The 16,765-nt window shown below is 59.6% G+C and carries 8 protein-coding genes; 7 read left to right on the forward strand and 1 reads right to left on the reverse strand.

Annotated elements, in window-relative coordinates; genetic code table 11:
* The first annotated feature begins 22 nt into the window (after positions 1 to 22).
* The 7 genes from AC1D2Q_RS09355 to AC1D2Q_RS09385 all read left to right on the forward strand — a co-directional run bounded on the left by AC1D2Q_RS09355 (position 23) and on the right by AC1D2Q_RS09385 (position 9,501).
* Positions 23 to 1,261, forward strand: coding sequence for a DUF3426 domain-containing protein (locus AC1D2Q_RS09355; protein ID WP_477813002.1), 1,239 nt, complete (start codon positions 23 to 25; stop codon positions 1,259 to 1,261).
* Positions 1,262 to 1,446: 185 nt separating this feature from the next.
* The gene (dusB, locus tag AC1D2Q_RS09360) at positions 1,447 to 2,457 is read left to right on the forward strand and encodes a tRNA dihydrouridine synthase DusB (RefSeq protein WP_018928425.1); all 1,011 of its coding nucleotides are present in this window, start codon (positions 1,447 to 1,449) and stop codon (positions 2,455 to 2,457) included.
* Positions 2,454 to 2,774 (forward strand): DNA-binding transcriptional regulator Fis, encoded by a 321-nt coding sequence (gene fis / locus AC1D2Q_RS09365; RefSeq protein ID WP_007907419.1) that lies wholly within the window; start codon positions 2,454 to 2,456, stop codon positions 2,772 to 2,774. The genes dusB and fis overlap by 4 nt, the downstream gene beginning before the upstream one ends.
* 81 nt (positions 2,775 to 2,855) lie before the next feature.
* A complete protein-coding gene (purH, locus tag AC1D2Q_RS09370) occupies positions 2,856 to 4,463 on the forward strand; it encodes a bifunctional phosphoribosylaminoimidazolecarboxamide formyltransferase/IMP cyclohydrolase (protein WP_477813003.1) in 1,608 nt (535 codons plus the stop codon).
* 189 nt (positions 4,464 to 4,652) lie between these two features.
* Positions 4,653 to 5,948, forward strand: a complete 1,296-nt coding sequence (purD, locus tag AC1D2Q_RS09375) for a phosphoribosylamine--glycine ligase (RefSeq protein WP_007937200.1) — start codon at positions 4,653 to 4,655, stop codon at positions 5,946 to 5,948.
* Between the two features lie 99 nt (positions 5,949 to 6,047).
* Complete coding sequence (locus AC1D2Q_RS09380) at positions 6,048 to 8,822, forward strand: hybrid sensor histidine kinase/response regulator (RefSeq protein ID WP_477813004.1); 2,775 nt, start codon at positions 6,048 to 6,050, stop codon at positions 8,820 to 8,822.
* Positions 8,823 to 8,904: 82 nt separating this feature from the next.
* Complete coding sequence (locus tag AC1D2Q_RS09385; RefSeq protein ID WP_477813005.1) at positions 8,905 to 9,501, forward strand: MarC family protein; 597 nt, start codon at positions 8,905 to 8,907, stop codon at positions 9,499 to 9,501.
* Between the two features lie 120 nt (positions 9,502 to 9,621).
* On the opposite strand, the gene AC1D2Q_RS09390 is transcribed toward AC1D2Q_RS09385, so the two are convergent.
* Entirely contained in the window at positions 9,622 to 16,689 is a 7,068-nt protein-coding gene (locus tag AC1D2Q_RS09390; protein ID WP_477813006.1) for a TcdA/TcdB pore-forming domain-containing protein, read from the reverse strand.
* Between the last annotated feature and the right edge of the window lie 76 nt (positions 16,690 to 16,765).

Raw genomic sequence — 16,765 nt, forward strand, 5'->3', positions numbered from 1 at the left:
CCTGCATAAACCGGATTGCCGCATGACCGATAGCTTCGTCACCCAGTGCCCGCATTGCCAAACCAGCTTCCGCGTCAGCCATGCTCAGTTGAGCGTGGCCCGTGGGGTGGTTCGTTGCGGCTCGTGCTTGCAGGTATTCAACGCCGCCAGGCAGCTGCTTGAGCAACGTGCCGGCAAGGAAGCGGTAAAACCGGTTGCATCGGCGTCCGTAGAACCGCCCGTGCAGCGGGCCATCAGCCAAAAGCAATGGACCGCGGCCGAAATGGACCTGGACAGCCTGGACCTGGATGAAGAACTCGCCCGGCTCGAACAGCGGGAAATCCAGCCGACGACGGAGTTCGGTCGCTCCCGCGAAGACAGCCTCAGCGCTCGTCGCGACAACACCGAACACGACGAAGCCCCTTGGCCCGACAGCCTCTTCAGTGAGTCGGCCGCCGATCGTGCGCAAGCCGCCGACGCGCAGACGCCAGCACCGATGGTCGAACCGACGATCGAGCCAAGCAAACACTCGCGCACCGAGCCTTCGCTGTCCATGGAGCCCGTGCCGCTGGACGATGAGCCCGAGATACAGCAGCTGCGCCTGCACGACCCGCTTGACGCCCCGATCCCTTTTGGCAGCCTGTCGGCGAAAACCGATGACGATGAGATCGACGATGACCTGCCCTCCGTCGAGCCCCTGCGCAAGCGACGCGAACGCAGCGATCCGGCCCTGCGCGCTGAAGTGCTACAGGACCTGACCGACGACCCGTTGCAACTGGATTGGCAAAAACGCCGCTCCCCCTGGGGTCGGCGCTTTTTCTGGCTGCTGCTGATCCTGCTCGGCGCCGCCGGCCTCGTTGGCCAATACGTCGCCTACCACTTCGACGAACTGGCGCGCCAGGACCAATATCGTCCGTGGTTCCAGCAACTGTGCCCGCACATCGGCTGCACAGTGCCGTCCAAGGTCGACATCGCGAAAGTCAAAAGCAGCAATCTGGTGGTCCGCAGCCACCCGGACTTCAACGGGGCGCTGGTGGTCGATGCCATCATTTATAACCGTGCGCCCTTCTCCCAGCCGTTCCCGCTGCTGGAGCTGCGTTTTGCCGACCTCAACGGCCACCTGATCGCCAGCCGTCGCTTCAAACCCGGCGAGTACCTCAACGGCGATCTCGAAGGCCTGGCCGAAATGCCGCCGCAAACGCCGATCCACATCGCGCTGGACATTCTCGACCCAGGCCCCAAAGCGGTGAACTACAGCCTGAGCTTCCACTCGCCCGAGTGAAACGGCACACCGTTACAGGCTTGGCGGCAGATTTCTGACTTTGACCATTCAAACCAAACCGTTGGCGATAACAGAATAACTGTTCAGATTTTGTTCAATTCAGCCTTTATCCAGTCATCGAGAGCGGGTATCATGCCAACCCTTTTTCGAACTCTCATGATCCGGCCCCACAACAGGGAAGTCCTATGTCGGCGGTACGCATCGGTCCATATACATTGCACAACGGCTTGATCCTCGCCCCCATGGCGGGCGTCACCGACCAGCCCTTTCGTCAGCTGTGCAAACGATTGGGCGCAGGACTTGTAGTCTCGGAAATGGTCACCAGCGACATGAGCTTGTGGAACACCCGCAAATCACGGATGCGCATGATCCACGAAGGTGATCCCGAGCCCCGCTCGGTACAGATCGCCGGCGGAGATGCGCAGATGCTGGCGGATGCGGCCCGAGCCAACGTCGAACTGGGCGCGCAGATTATTGACATCAACATGGGCTGTCCGGCGAAGAAGGTCTGCAACAAGGCCGCCGGCTCCGCACTGTTGAAAGATGAAGCATTGGTGACCGAGATCCTGCAGGCCGTGGTGGCTGCGGTCGATGTACCGGTCACCCTGAAGATCCGCACCGGCTGGGACCGGGCGAACAAGAACGGTCTGACGGTGGCGAAGATCGCCGAACAGGCAGGCATCACGGCGTTGGCCGTACATGGCCGCACGCGTGCCGACCTGTACACCGGGGAAGCTGAGTACGACACCATTGCCGCGATCAAGCAGGCGGTGTCGATTCCGGTCTTCGCCAATGGCGATATCGATTCGCCCGAGAAAGCCCGGTACGTGCTCGACGCGACCGGTGCCGATGGCCTGTTGGTGGGCCGGGCTGCCCAGGGGCAGCCATGGATTTTTCGTGAAATCGACCATTATCTGCGTACCGGCGAAAAACTCCCGGCACCGGAACTGATCGAGGTGGAATGTATTCTGCTTGAGCATCTGGCCGCGCTGCATGCCTTCTATGGCGACGTCATGGGCGTGCGCATAGCTCGCAAGCATGTGGGCTGGTATCTCGCAACCTTGCCGGGCGCCAGGGAGTTTCGCGCCCACTTCAATCGTTTGGAAGATACGGAAGCACAATGCGCCTACGTTCGAGGCTTCTTCGCCGAACGTTACAAGAGCCTGACAGGGGACGGAGAAGGGGTGGCCGCATGACGATGATGACCGAGACTTTAGTGAGTGGAACAACACCCGTGAGCGACAACGTGAATTTGAAACAGCACCTCAATACCCCGAGCGAAGAAGGTCAGACCCTTCGCGGGAGTGTCGAGAAGGCGCTGCACAATTATTTCGCCCACCTTGAGGGCGCTGCCGTCACGGATGTGTACAACCTGGTGCTCTCCGAAGTCGAGGCTCCCCTGCTCGAATGCGTGATGAACTACGTCAAGGGCAACCAGACCAAGGCCAGTGAGCTGCTCGGGCTGAACCGGGGCACCCTGCGCAAGAAACTCAAGCAGTACGATTTGCTGTAAGCATTCAATCAAACCAGAAAGGCGCCCGCGTAAAACCGGTCGCCTTTTTTGCTGACTCCTTTGCTTTTGATGGAAATTGAGATGACCGACCAGACCACCCGCCTGCCGATCCGCCGCGCCTTGATCAGCGTTTCCGACAAGACCGGGATCCTTGAATTCGCCAAAGAGCTCGAAGCCCTGGGCGTCGAGATCCTCTCCACCGGCGGGACGTTCAAGCTGCTGCGCGACAACGGCGTTGCCGCAGTAGAAGTCGCGGATTACACCGGTTTCGCAGAAATGATGGACGGTCGGGTGAAAACCCTGCACCCGAAAATCCACGGCGGGATCCTCGGTCGTCGCGGTATCGACGACGCCATCATGAGCGAGCACGGCATCAAGCCGATCGATCTGGTAGCGGTCAACCTGTACCCGTTCGAAGCCACCATCAACAAGCCAGGCTGCGACCTGCCGACTGCTATCGAGAACATCGACATCGGCGGCCCGACCATGGTTCGTTCAGCGGCAAAAAACCACAAAGACGTGGCCATCGTGGTGAATGCCAGCGATTACGCCAACGTTCTGGAAAGCCTCAAGGCCGGCGGCCTGACCTACGCCCAGCGTTTCGACCTGATGCTCAAGGCCTTCGAACACACCGCTGCCTACGACGGCATGATCGCCAACTACATGGGCACCGTGAACCAGGCGGCTGAAACCCTCTCGACCTCCGGCCGCAGCGAATTCCCGCGCACCTTCAACAGCCAGTTCATCAAGGCCCAGGAAATGCGCTACGGCGAGAACCCGCACCAGAGCGCGGCGTTCTACGTTGAAGCCAAGCCTGCCGAAGTCGGCATCGCCACCGCGACCCAACTGCAGGGCAAAGAGCTGTCGTACAACAACGTGGCCGACACCGACGCCGCGCTGGAATGCGTGAAGAGCTTCGTCAAGCCGGCCTGCGTGATCGTCAAGCACGCCAACCCGTGCGGCGTGGCCGTGAGCCCGGACGCCGAAGGCGGCATCCGTCAGGCCTACGAACTGGCCTACGCCACCGACACCGAGTCGGCGTTCGGCGGCATCATCGCGTTCAACCGCGAGCTGGATGCTGAAACCGCCAAGGCCATCGTCGAGCGTCAGTTCGTCGAAGTGATCATCGCCCCATCCGTCAGCGCAGAAGCCCGCGCCATCGTGGCAGCCAAAGCCAACGTACGCCTGCTGGCCTGCGGCGAGTGGTCGGCTGACCGCGTTCCGGCCTGGGACTACAAACGCGTCAACGGCGGTTTGCTGGTACAGAGCCGCGACATCGGCATGATCAGCAGCGAAGACCTGAAAGTGGTGACCAAGCGCGCCCCGACCGAGCAGGAAATCAACGACCTGATCTTCGCCTGGAAAGTCGCCAAGTACGTCAAGTCCAACGCCATCGTCTACGCCAAGAACCGTCAGACCATTGGTGTCGGCGCCGGCCAGATGAGCCGCGTGAACTCCGCGCGTATCGCCGCGATCAAGGCTGAACACGCAGGCTTGCAGGTGGCAGGCTCGGTGATGGCCTCCGACGCGTTCTTCCCGTTCCGCGACGGCTTGGACAACGCAGCCAAGGTTGGCATTACCGCAGTGATCCAGCCAGGCGGCTCGATGCGTGATGCGGAAGTGATTGCTGCTGCAGACGAGGCCGGCATCGCCATGGTGTTCACCGGCATGCGCCACTTCCGTCACTAATCAGACAACGGCCGCACTGAAGCCGGCATCTGCTGCGTTGGAGCCGACCTCGATGATGCTCATTGCCAAAAGGCAACTCCGCTCATCGAGGTCGACTCCGCCTTGCATCTACCGACTTCATTGCGACCTCCTACAGCGTGAAGCGCTTTAGGTTCTAAAACAGAATTAGCGTCATCCGAGGTTTTTGAAATGAATGTTTTGATCATTGGCAGCGGTGGCCGTGAACACGCCCTGGCCTGGAAAGTGGCTCAGGATCCGCGCGTGCAGAAAGTGTTCGTTGCCCCGGGCAACGCAGGCACCGCCATTGAAGCCAAGTGCGAGAACGTCGCCATCGACGTGCTCGCCCTCGAGCAGCTTGCAGATTTCGCGGAGAAAAACGTTTCCCTCACCATCGTCGGCCCGGAAGTGCCGCTGGTTGCAGGCGTTGTCGATCTGTTCCGCTCCCGTGGCCTGGATTGCTTCGGCCCGACCGCGGGTGCCGCGCAACTGGAAGGTTCGAAAGCCTTTACCAAGGATTTCCTGGCGCGTCACAAGATCCCGACCGCCGACTACCAGAACTTCACCGAGATCGAGCCGGCCCTGGCTTATCTGCGTGAAAAAGGCGCACCGATCGTGATCAAGGCCGATGGCCTGGCCGCCGGCAAAGGCGTGATCGTGGCCATGACATTGGCTGAAGCTGAAGACGCGGTGCGCGACATGCTCGCTGGCAACGCGTTTGGCGATGCCGGTTCCCGCGTGGTCATCGAGGAGTTCCTTGACGGCGAAGAAGCCAGCTTCATCGTCATGGTCGACGGCAAGAACGTGCTGCCGATGGCCACCAGCCAGGACCACAAACGCGTCGGCGATGGCGACACCGGTCCGAACACCGGCGGCATGGGCGCTTACTCCCCGGCACCGGTCGTCACCGCCGAAGTCCATCAGCGGGTCATGGACCTGGTGATCTGGCCAACCGTGCGCGGCATGGCCGAGGAAGGCAACGTCTACACCGGTTTCCTCTATGCCGGCTTGATGATCGACAAGGCTGGTAACCCAAAAGTTATCGAGTTCAACTGCCGTTTCGGCGATCCTGAGACCCAACCGGTGATGCTGCGCTTGCAGTCGAGCCTGGTGTTGCTGGTCGAAGCGGCCCTGGCGCAAGCGCTGGACAAGGTCGAAGCACAGTGGGATCCACGTCCGAGCGTCGGCATCGTATTGGCCGCTGGCGGTTACCCGGGTGACTACGCCAAAGGCGTGGCCATCAACGGTCTGGATGCAGCCGCGGCACTGGAAGGCAAAGTTTTCCACGCCGGCACTGCACTCAAGGACGGTCAGGTGGTGACGGCCGGTGGTCGGGTGCTGTGCGCAACCGCCATGGGCACCAGCGTCGACGCAGCCCAGCAGCAGGCTTACAAACTGGCGGCTAAAATCGACTGGGAAGGCTGCTTCTATCGTAAGGACATTGGCTACCGCGCCATTGCCCGCGAGCGTGGCGAAAATCAGGAATAAGCCATCCATTCGGCCAGGCAAGGGCTTGCAGCCCTTGCCGGACTATTCCGGCGCCGCGCATAGTTATATTCTGGCATCAACCTACGAAGGGATTTCGCCGTGCGCTGGCTCAGGATTGCCATAGGCTTCACCGTCACTCTGCTGACCTTGCTCTGCATGCTCCCGGCCCAGGCCACGCAAGGCAGTGGCTGGGCGGTATTGCTCGACGAACAGGGCGATCTGCAGCTGAGCGACATCCGCTCCGGCCGCTACACCAATCAATTCAGCCCCGTCGAACTCGACCGCCTCACCGCAGCCGGGCCCGAGGGTGCGCTTTGGCTGCGTTTCAGGCTGGCACCCGGCAAACACGAACAGTTGCTGAAGGTGTTCGCACCCGACCTGTCGCACCTCAATCTGTATGTGCTCGACGGCGACCAGCTGATCGATCAATTGAATACCGGCACCGGGCAGCCTCAGGCTGAGCGCCCCCTGCCCAGCAGCGACTTCATGTTGCCGCTGCCACAAAGCGACAAAACCCTCGACGTCTATATGCGACTGGTCTCCGAACACCAGTTTCGGCCCTACATCACCCTGCAATCGGCGGTCATGAGTGCAGCCACTCAGAACCAGACGTTGATCTACGGTCTGCTCTTTGGCTGTCTCGGGATGCTGATCCTGCATAACCTGACCCGCTACACCTACACCCGCTCGCGCAGCAGCCTCTGGCTGGCGGCGTGCGAAGGGTTGCTGCTGCTCAGCCTGGTGCTGCTGCTGAACCTGGCCCGACCATGGTTGCCGAACTGGTCCGTCGTACAAACACCCGGTGCCTATCTTGCCTTGCTGCTGACCGCACCTTGCGGCCTGATGTTCGCCTACCGCTTCTTCGCCCCGCTCGGCCCACACCCGCTGAACAAGCTGCTGCTGGGGGACATCCTGTTCATCGTGGCCTGCGGCCTGCTGCTGTTGTTCGTCAACACCCTGCCGCTGAACCTGATCACGTACGCACTGGTTGCCCTGGCCGGCCTGAGCATGTTGTTCGTCAGCGCCCATCACTGGCAAAAAGGTTATCGCCCGGCTCGCCTGTTCGTGGCGGCCATGGTGGTGTTCAACCTTGGCACGTTGATTATCCTGCCGGCGCTGCAGGGGCTCACCCTTGTCGCCCCGCAAGGCCTGATCATCACCCTGCTGGTGTTTATCTGTATCAGTGGCCTGTTGATGAGTGTGGCCCTGGGCGAGCGACAGCGTAGCATCACCGAAGACCGTTTCAGCGTCAGTCGCGACCTGGCTGCCAGCAATGCCGAAATAAACGCCAAGGCCGAATTCCTGGCGAAAATCAGCCACGAAATCCGCACCCCGATGAATGGTGTGCTGGGCATGACCGAACTGCTGCTGGGCACACCGCTGTCGGTCAAGCAGCGCGACTATGTGCAAACCATCCATAGCGCCGGCAACGAACTGCTGACGCTGATCAACGAAATTCTCGACATCTCCAAGCTCGAGTCCGGGCAGATCGAGTTGGACGACGTGCAGTTCGACCTCAATGCCCTGATCGAGGACTGCCTGAGCATCTTCCGCGCCAAGGCCGAACAACAGAACATCGAGCTGATCAGCTTTATCCAGCCACAGGTACCGCGCGTCATCAGCGGTGATCCGACGCGCCTGCGCCAGACGCTGCTGAGCCTGCTGGAAAACGCCCTGAAGAAAACCGACGAAGGCGAGATTCTGATCGTTGTCGCCCTGGATGAACGCAGCGCCAAACCGCGGTTGCGCATCGCCGTGCAGGACAGCGGCCAGCCGATGGAGGCTGAAGAACGCGACGCACTGATGCACGCCGAGCTGCACAGCAAGCATTTCCTCTCGGCCACCAGCCTGGGGGGCAATCTGGGGCTGGTGATTGCCCGTCAGCTGATTCGTTTGATGCAGGGCGAATTCGGCATCAAGAGCGGCGCCAACCAGGGCAGCACATTGTGGCTGACCCTGCCACTGGACCCGGACCGTCTCGAGCATCCGACCTCGGACCTGGACAGTCCGTTGCAAGGCGCACGCGTACTGGTCGTGGACGACAACGACACCTGTCGCAAGGTGCTGGTGCAGCAGTGCAGCGCCTGGGGCCTGAACGTCAGCGCCGTACCGTCCGGCAAGGAGGCCCTGGCGCTGCTGCGCACCAAGGCCCACCTGCGCGATTATTTCGACGTGGTCCTGCTGGACCAGAACATGCCTGGTATGACCGGCATGCAACTGGCCGCCAAGATCAAGGAAGACCCGAGCCTGAACCACGACATTCTGCTGATCATGCTCACCGGCATCAGCAACGCGCCGAGCAAGATCATCGCGCGCAACTCCGGGATCAAGCGCATCCTCGCCAAGCCTGTGGCCGGCTACACCCTCAAGACCACCCTGGCGGACGAACTGAACCAGCGCAACAACGGCCCGGCCACCTCACAGCACCTGCCCACCGGCCCAACCCTTCCGGTCAAGGTACCCAGCGACTTCCGCATCCTGGTGGCTGAAGACAACAGCATCTCGACCAAGGTCATCCGCGGCATGCTGGGCAAGCTCAACCTGCAACCGGATACCGCCAGCAATGGCGAAGAAGCCTTGGTGGCAATGAAGGCCCAGCGTTACGACCTGGTGCTGATGGACTGCGAAATGCCAATCCTTGACGGCTTCTCCGCCACCCAGCAATTGCGTGCCTGGGAAGTCGGCAACCAGCGAACTCGCACGCCCGTGGTGGCATTGACAGCACACATCCTTGCCGAGCACAAAGAGCGTGCGCGTCAGGCCGGCATGGACGGGCACATGGCCAAACCGGTCGAGCTGTCGCAGTTGCGCGACCTGATCGAGCATTGGGTTGCCCAGCGCGATCATCAGAATCGTACGGCTTCGACGTTCTGAGCAATCTCCCGTCGCCCGCCGACAACTTTCTAAACCGGCTGATAGACTCCGCTCCAACAATCTCCTGCCACGAGTCGACATCATGCTCCACGTGTTATTCAGCGTTTACCTGAAGATGCTGGTGCTCTACAGCCCGTTCTTCGTGTTGTCCTGCTTCATCAGTCTGTCCCGCGGTTATTCGCGCAAGGAGCAACGTCGCCTGGCCTGGAAAGTGGCAATTGCCACACTGGTTTCCAGCGTCTTGCTGTACCTGTTCGGGAGGGTGATATTTGACGTGTTCGGCATTACCGTGGATGCATTTCGTATCGGCGCCGGCAGCGTGCTATTCATCTCGGCGCTGGGCATGGCCCAGGGCAAGTCGGTGGTGCAGACCGATAACGTGCAGCAGGACGTGACCATCGTCCCGCTGACCATCCCCCTGACCGGCGGCCCGGGCACCATCGGTGCACTGTTGGTGATGGGTGTCAGCCAACCGCACTGGGACGACAAACTCACCGCGATCCTCAGCATTGCCCTGGCCAGTTTCACGGTGGGGGTGGTGCTTTACTTGTCGAACCGCATCGAGCGGATTCTCGGCGACCAGGGCCTGCAGATCGTCAGTCGCTTGATGGGACTTTTTGTCTGTGCACTGGCGGCACAGATCATCTTCACCGGTGTGAAAGGCTATCTGGTGCCCTGAGAGGCGCACAACTCCGTCATCCCGTGAACGTGGCGATCGCCACACCGCCCCCATCATGTCAAAGGCCGCGAACGGCATCGTTCGCGGCCTTTTTTTCATGAGACCCGCTGCAGTCGCCGCTTAACCTGCGACTGCCGGCTCCGCCAACAGCTCCTGCAACGTTGCACTGCCGGCTTTTCCTTTCCTGTCGCGCAACCGCGCCACGAACATCGATACCGGATGTGATTGCAGCTTTTCAAACGCAAGGAACACATCACCGCGCAATGCCGGGTCGGCGGAACACACATCGCGGAAGATCAGACTGTGCTCACTGTCCGGGTCAACGATGACCAGATGCTCCTGAACAATCTCGAACAGCAATCTTTGCGGATCATCGAAGGCCCAGATCAATTTGCCTGGAATGGCCGGCACTTCACCCAGTGCGTGCCGGCAGTCGACGATGACTGAGTCGAGCCTCAGCCAGGCAGCCTTCGTCAGGTGATAAGTCACGGCGCCCTGCCCCAATCGCAGAATCAACGTATTGACGTCATCGGGAATCAGCGGCAGGAGATCACCCAAGGTCTTTTCTCCTTCGACAACCAGCACTTCGGCGTTGCGCTGGACATAATCGAACGGCCCGATGCTTCGCCTGTCCGGATACACACGCACCTGCCCTTCCCGGGCCTCATGCAGCAACACATTGACCTGGCCTTGAGTGCCCAGCAGCGAATAATCGGCGGGCAGATCTTTACCGGTAATCCGGATCAGCCGGGCGCTTTGGACGGCATACCACTGCAAGCTGTCGAGTTCGGACTCCACAGATATAAATTCGGCATGTTCCGTCGTTTCCAGTAACGCCTGGAGACTTTCGATCAAGTGTTCGCCATGGGCGCTCACCCAGTCGTGGCTGACGCCGGTGATGATCTCCACCTCTTGATGGCGGAGTTCGAGCAGTACGCCGTCAACGGTTGTCCCACGCAAGCCGGCGCCCTCGATGGTCACGTCGGCAAAACGCCAATCCGCCCACTCTGGTTGATGAGCCGGCAACCTGTCGCTCAGTAACAATCGCGAGCCCGTGCCGAATGCCTGATCAAGTTGCTGCGGGTCGATGAACGTCTGATTCCAGATTTCACCGCTGGACAGATCGAACAGCCAGACCGCCTGATTGTCCGGGGTAACGCCAAGCAAGCGAATTTCCTTGTCGAGTCCCGGATCGCACAACACCAAGCGGTTATTCACATACCAGGCACCTACGTTGCCGTTATCGGCGAAATTGCGCAGGCCGACAATGGCAATATTGTTGCCCGGGTAACGCTCGGCAATCGGCTCCAGCGCCTGCCACCACTGGGCGCGGCCGTTGAGCCACTGCTCGCTCAGGCCGCCCAGCTGCACCTCGCCTTGCGCGGTCAGGTTGAAAAACAGCCCGTCCTCATCGAGTGCCACATAGCCGCTCTCGACGGCCACGACCTGCTTGAGCCCGGCGGGCTGCACCCATTGGTGGGCCCATTGTCCTTTGCCCTCTGCCACGGTCCGTTGCAGTCGGCAAAGGGTCTGGGCGAGCCGGTCGTAAATGAAGAATATGTCGCTGTCGTCGGCCATCGGCAACAGCATCAGATCGTTCAGGTGCTTGATCGAATCGGCCCAGCCACGCGTGTGTTGAGGCCGGGGCAGGGGATGAATGAGCAACTGATCGCGACTGCGAACCCACGCCATGTCTCGCCGATCCGGGTCAAACTTCCAACAGATCGAAACGTAAGGCGCCGGCTGCCAGTCGACCGTTGTGAATCCGTCCCGCTCAGGAACAGGATCGAAAGACACATACTTGCCAAACACCGATGACCAGTCGGCCAGCGTTTCGCTGGCAAACACCAACGCCTGCAGTTCCCGCGCCATATCGTGAGTCACGGAGCTCAACAGCAGTCGCCCTTCGTGAATCAGGTAACGGTACTGCCTGGCGGCCTGATTGCCCGCGACGTACTCCTGCACGACATGAATCACACCATGAGCATCCGCTTCGATACTGCGAATGGAGCACTTGCCTTCCTGTAGCAGTAAGCGATAACGATTCTTGAGCAAGCCTGTGGCGGCATCGACTTGCCAGATCTGGTAGTTCTCCGGTTGGTAGAAATAAGCAGAACCATCGAAAACCATCGACAGCTGCGCCTCGTCGGCCTCAAGGACGGTCTCGTTGCGGATATACAGGAAACGGTCTTCAGCGCTGTCATACCAGGCATTGGTGTAACGGGGCTCGTCCGGCGCCTCGAACGGAATCAGATAACGATGGATCTGCGTGTACGGCAATACCAGTCGATGCTCCTGCGTGAGGCCTTTGTAGTGCTCCAGCAATGCCTGTTCATCGAGTCCTTCAGGCGCGGTCTGCTCGAGAATGTCCAATCGGCGCTCGCCAAGATTAACGCGGAACAACTGCTGATCCGCCGCCCGAATCAGCACCTCGTGACGACCTTTGCCGAAAATTTTCACATGGACAGTACCGATGTACAGTTCGCCGTAAGGCTCGACGCGGATATCACTTTCACTCGCCCAACTAGCCTGCAACACCCAGCGGCATTGCTTCAGGCTTGGAGAGACAAGGCGGATACTTGCACCGGGATTGAGCATCAATGAACAGCTCCCCCCCGCGCCTGTCAGCTCATACGACAGCTTGCCGTGCCAGGCATCCGGCAAAACGGGGACCACCAGTGAACGATCCACCGCATCCAGTTGCACCTCGATGACTGTTTCGCGATACACCGGATTCAGACGATGAAGGATGTAATGCGACGGAAAGGAATAGAACGTAAACAGAAATAGCTGCCGACCATCCGCTTGCTTTTTTTCAAGGCGCCGGGCCGTGTCAAAACCGGGGTCGTGAAATGCGAAGGCAAAAGGCAGCGCCTTGTACTCATAGCCATAAAAGGTTTGCGGTGTGCATGGCAGCACAATGGCTTGCCCTGAGGGTGGTGCAAACTCTTTTTGACCGGGCAGGTTCAATTCCTGACGGATATTGATCGCCCGCGCGTAATCAACATCGAAACCCGGCACTCCGAAGTGGTCGTGCAGCGGAAACAGCTTCGGGCTGTCGAGCAGCAACTTGCCGGCCCCCAGATCTATGCGCTGGACGATCAGCGCTGGTCGCACGACCCAGGCGCCAACGGTGGGATCGAACCGGTAGCCGTGCGAGCGATACCCCCGATCCATGTCGTCGAAGAACTTGCCGACCTCCTCGGCGTCTCGCAAGATGCTGGCAAACCCTTGAGCCAGTGCAGCAACACCAATGGCCAGGCCACCAAGAATCACCCCGGCGCCACCGAGCACCGCAGCGGCGGTCGATGCGCCGGCCAGTCCTGCACCGATACCGCCTGCCGTGAGCGCCAGGCTGGCGGTATCGAATGTCAATTGAGTACCGAACTGGGCCTTCTCGACTTCGTTTTGCGCCGTCGACAACTGATAAATATCAAAGCCGACATTGGCCAGCCCCAATACGGCGCCGATACCTTCACCGGCTGCATGCCCCAAAGCTTCGCCGACGACCGGAGCGCAAGTACGAGCGATGATTTTCTCTTCTCTCAACGCAGTGCGAACCAACTGCACCAGGCCAACCACATCCACGACGGTGCCATGCGCCAACTGGGCATAGTTGACGTAAGCGTGCAGGCGCACGGCGGTAGTCAATGTCCGGCCCTCCCCTTCCCGTCCACGCAACGCGTTCATCAACGCCTGAATGGCGAACCCTGCGTTGAGGGTGTGAACACTGCCGATCTCGGTCGGATCCACGACACCGCCCGTCTCGACCGGTTTACGCGCCAGGGTCGAAAACTGTTCCGACAGCCAATTCTTGATCCGCAACAGACGGTGATCGCCGCTGATCACCTGGACCTCGTGTTCCGGGTCCGACGGATTGATCAGACTCACCCGATATTTGCCCTCGGGCGTAATTTCCAGCGTTTCGAACAACGGCACCAGTGGCGTTACCGACGCATGCAAGTCCTGCAAACCCACGCTGGCGTGTGCGATCTGCTGTCCCCACCAGTGGCTATCGAGCTCCAGCAAACTGCTGCCCAGATGCCAATTGTTAACCAGCGATTGCCCACGGGCACTGTTCAGGCGCTGGCGAATCGGACGCAGCGGTGCTCCCGGCAACGGTTCGGACTTTAATAGCTGCTCCACGGTAAATCCGGCAGACAGCTTCAAGGCAGACACCTTTTCCCCATGCAGGTCAATCAGGTCAAACTCCGGCCGGGCTTGCGAGCCATAGGCTGCGTAATGCCGTGCCATGCCTTGCTTCAGAAAAAAGTATTCCAGCGCCCGCTTGAACATGGCCGGTTGCTCGAATTCGAACAACGCGAAGTTGGGGTCGTAAAAATGATAAGTGGTGTGATCGCCCTCTACGGTCTTGGCCACCAGCATCGAATGATTGTCGGAGTTAAGCATCAGCGCGCGGCTGCCTTCATGTTGCTCGAGAGCGGCAGTGACCTGATCCAGATCCGCGCGGGCAAGCGGTGCCCCTACATCGTTCAATTGCACATCCCGCAGCTCTTCCAGCGATTGCAGGAAGGTTGCCGAATCAGCTTGCTCGGGATCGATGGCAGACAGATAGAAACGTTCACGCAACTGCCGAGAGGCCATGTCGTCCTGCATCAGTGCCGCGCTCATCACCAGGGTCAACGGGAAGCACCGACCACCAACCGCCTCGCCACCGCTGCGCAGCAGCAGATCCTGGGGAACCAGTTTGATGCCGCTGGCTTCGAGCTCGTCGAGTATCTGCCCCACCTTCTCGACGATCTGCATGCGATGTTCAAGGGTGGCCACTTGCTGGATTTGCGCCACATGGCGACCCCACTGGCCCGCCGTCCGCGCCTGCGTCAATGCCGCCTTTTTCAGTTCAAGTGCGCTGCCGGCCGCCCTCGGCGCCGGTTCTGAATCACTGCTCAGACTGGCTATGAATTCCGAGGCCCCGCGCTTGTACAGTTGCCGCTCAATGACGGCGTAACGGCCTGAAGCGCCCTGCCCGACCATGCTGTTGGCCAGATTGTCCAGCTCACCGGTGAACTCTACAAAGCGTTGGTTATGCAGTGAGTCCATCCCCAACAACACCCCCAGCGACAACCTCTGCAAGGGGGTCGTCTCGACGAAGTGACGGGTGCCATTGGCGAGATCGCTCAGCACTTCATCGACACCCGGGTTATGGTTTTGCCCATCGTTCAGGAAAGCAGGGGCTTGCGATTCGAGGGGCTGATTACGGATGGCCTGGCGATCATCAAAACTCAGCGGCAGTGGAACCTCGAAGCGGATAGCGCCAGTGTGCCCCCGACTCATCGCCGCCATGAACGGCTCGCCCAGCCCTTCGACCAAACGCTCCAGCACGTGGGTCAGCAGCACCGGCCGCTCTTCGATCACCGGCCAGCCCTGCTCGAACTCAATCGTCGGGCCTTTGAGCAATTGCGCGATATCGCCGCTGTAACGGGTCTTGTATTGGCCTTCCTGCCAGCGTTTCTGCTCATTACTGACCCATTTATCAGGGTCGGTTTCATTGTCCTTCCAGGAATGGTCCAGTTCTTCTTCGGTGGCGCGGTTGACCGACGTGTAGCGCGCAATGGCGGCCTCCTTGCGCACGGCCTCAGCCACCGAGGGGGTAAAGTGGGCTCTTGCGTAATCGGCCATGCCATCACGCACGGCTCCAGGGCCGGTCAAATAGATAGTCCCTTCGCTCTGAAGCCGAATGCCGTCGCGAAAGTAGGTCGCAATGGCATCGATCAGAAACCCTGCAAATATTTCCTCTTCCATCGACAGCTCAATCAGCGGCCCATACGTTCCTTCCACCACTTCCTGCACCAGCGGCGCGATGGCATCAACATCGCTCAAAGCAACGCCTCGTCGGGCGGCCAACCGGTTCGAAGCATCAATCACCTCATAGTTGAACCGGAAACGCTCGAGCACGGTTTGCAGAATCGTCGAGCGGGGATGCGCCATCAGAAATGCATTCGTTATCGAACTGCCTTCCGACGCCGCACGCAGCATAAAGGGTCGGGCCAACCGATCTGCCGGTGGCTGAAATACCTCACTCAGGCCCGGCCGGCCTTGTACAAAAGCCTCCAGTGCCGGCAAATGCTCAGGGGGAATCGTCTCGATGTAACTGGAGGATGCCCGACGCCCAGGCATCCATTCGGGATTGTCATTGAGCAATAACTGCAAAATCCCCAAATGCGCATCGGAACCCAAACCGTGGATATCGACTCCGCCCAGCGTTCTCGATAACGGCGGCAGGTTATCCACATCGGCATAGAGGCCACCTTCGCCAAACAGAACTTCAACACGCACCACATCGGACGCCGCCGCCAGATTGCCACGTAATCGCATTTCCTGTTCGTAGATGTCCTGTAATTGCAACGGCACCTCGGCCGCATCAAGATCGCGCAATTGGAAACCGTTCATGTCCTGCACACTGCGGTGATTGCTTTCCTTCAACGCTTGCAGTTGCGCCGCATCCTGGCCGTAGGCCCGAGTCAGCAGATCCATCCGTGCCTCATCGGCTGATTCACCGTTAGCCACTGCCGCATTGATGTGTGCGTACATCTGTTGTTTCAGAACAATGGCGCGCTCCTCGTACAGGGTTGCCAGCTCATCTTCGGAGATACTTTTGTCTGCGACCTGCGTCAGGGCATGCGCCTTGGCGGCGTCAACAATCAGTTTGTTGGTTTGATATGCCAGCAGCGCATCGCTGTCATACCAGAGATTGAGGGTGTAGCCATGCTCGGCCAACACCTGTTTCCATAGGTTGAGGTAATCGCGCTGAATGGCGCCGAGACCGCCACCGAGCCAGACAAAATGCAACACCTTGGGAACTTCCGTCGCCACTGTATTCATCTGCTCGACACTGAACCGAAGACGCGACTCATACCGTTCGACTTCGTCATGTATCTGCGATAGTTGCATCGCGGTGTCGTCAGCATTGCCCGGCGTCTGCGAATCAAGATTGCGTTTGACTCGCTTGTTGCCCAGCAACAGTGTCAGCGTGTGTTTGAATAAACCTAACGGCTCGAGCAGTCTTGGCGACTCCAGCAGCCCCACACAGGCAAAGTAATAACGCAATAGTTCCTCGTAGTGTGGACTGTCTTTATACGACGACAATCCACGCTCAAGATCCGCCAGTTTGAAAAGACTGACAAAATCAACATAACCATCCTTGTTTCGGTGCTCAATATCGTGCATGCGTATCCCGTCTTACTGTTTCGATTTAATTATCAACGAATAGGCCAGCCAATAAGCACAGACACTCAAACAACAG

The organism is Pseudomonas sp. P1_A1, from assembly GCF_056406935.1.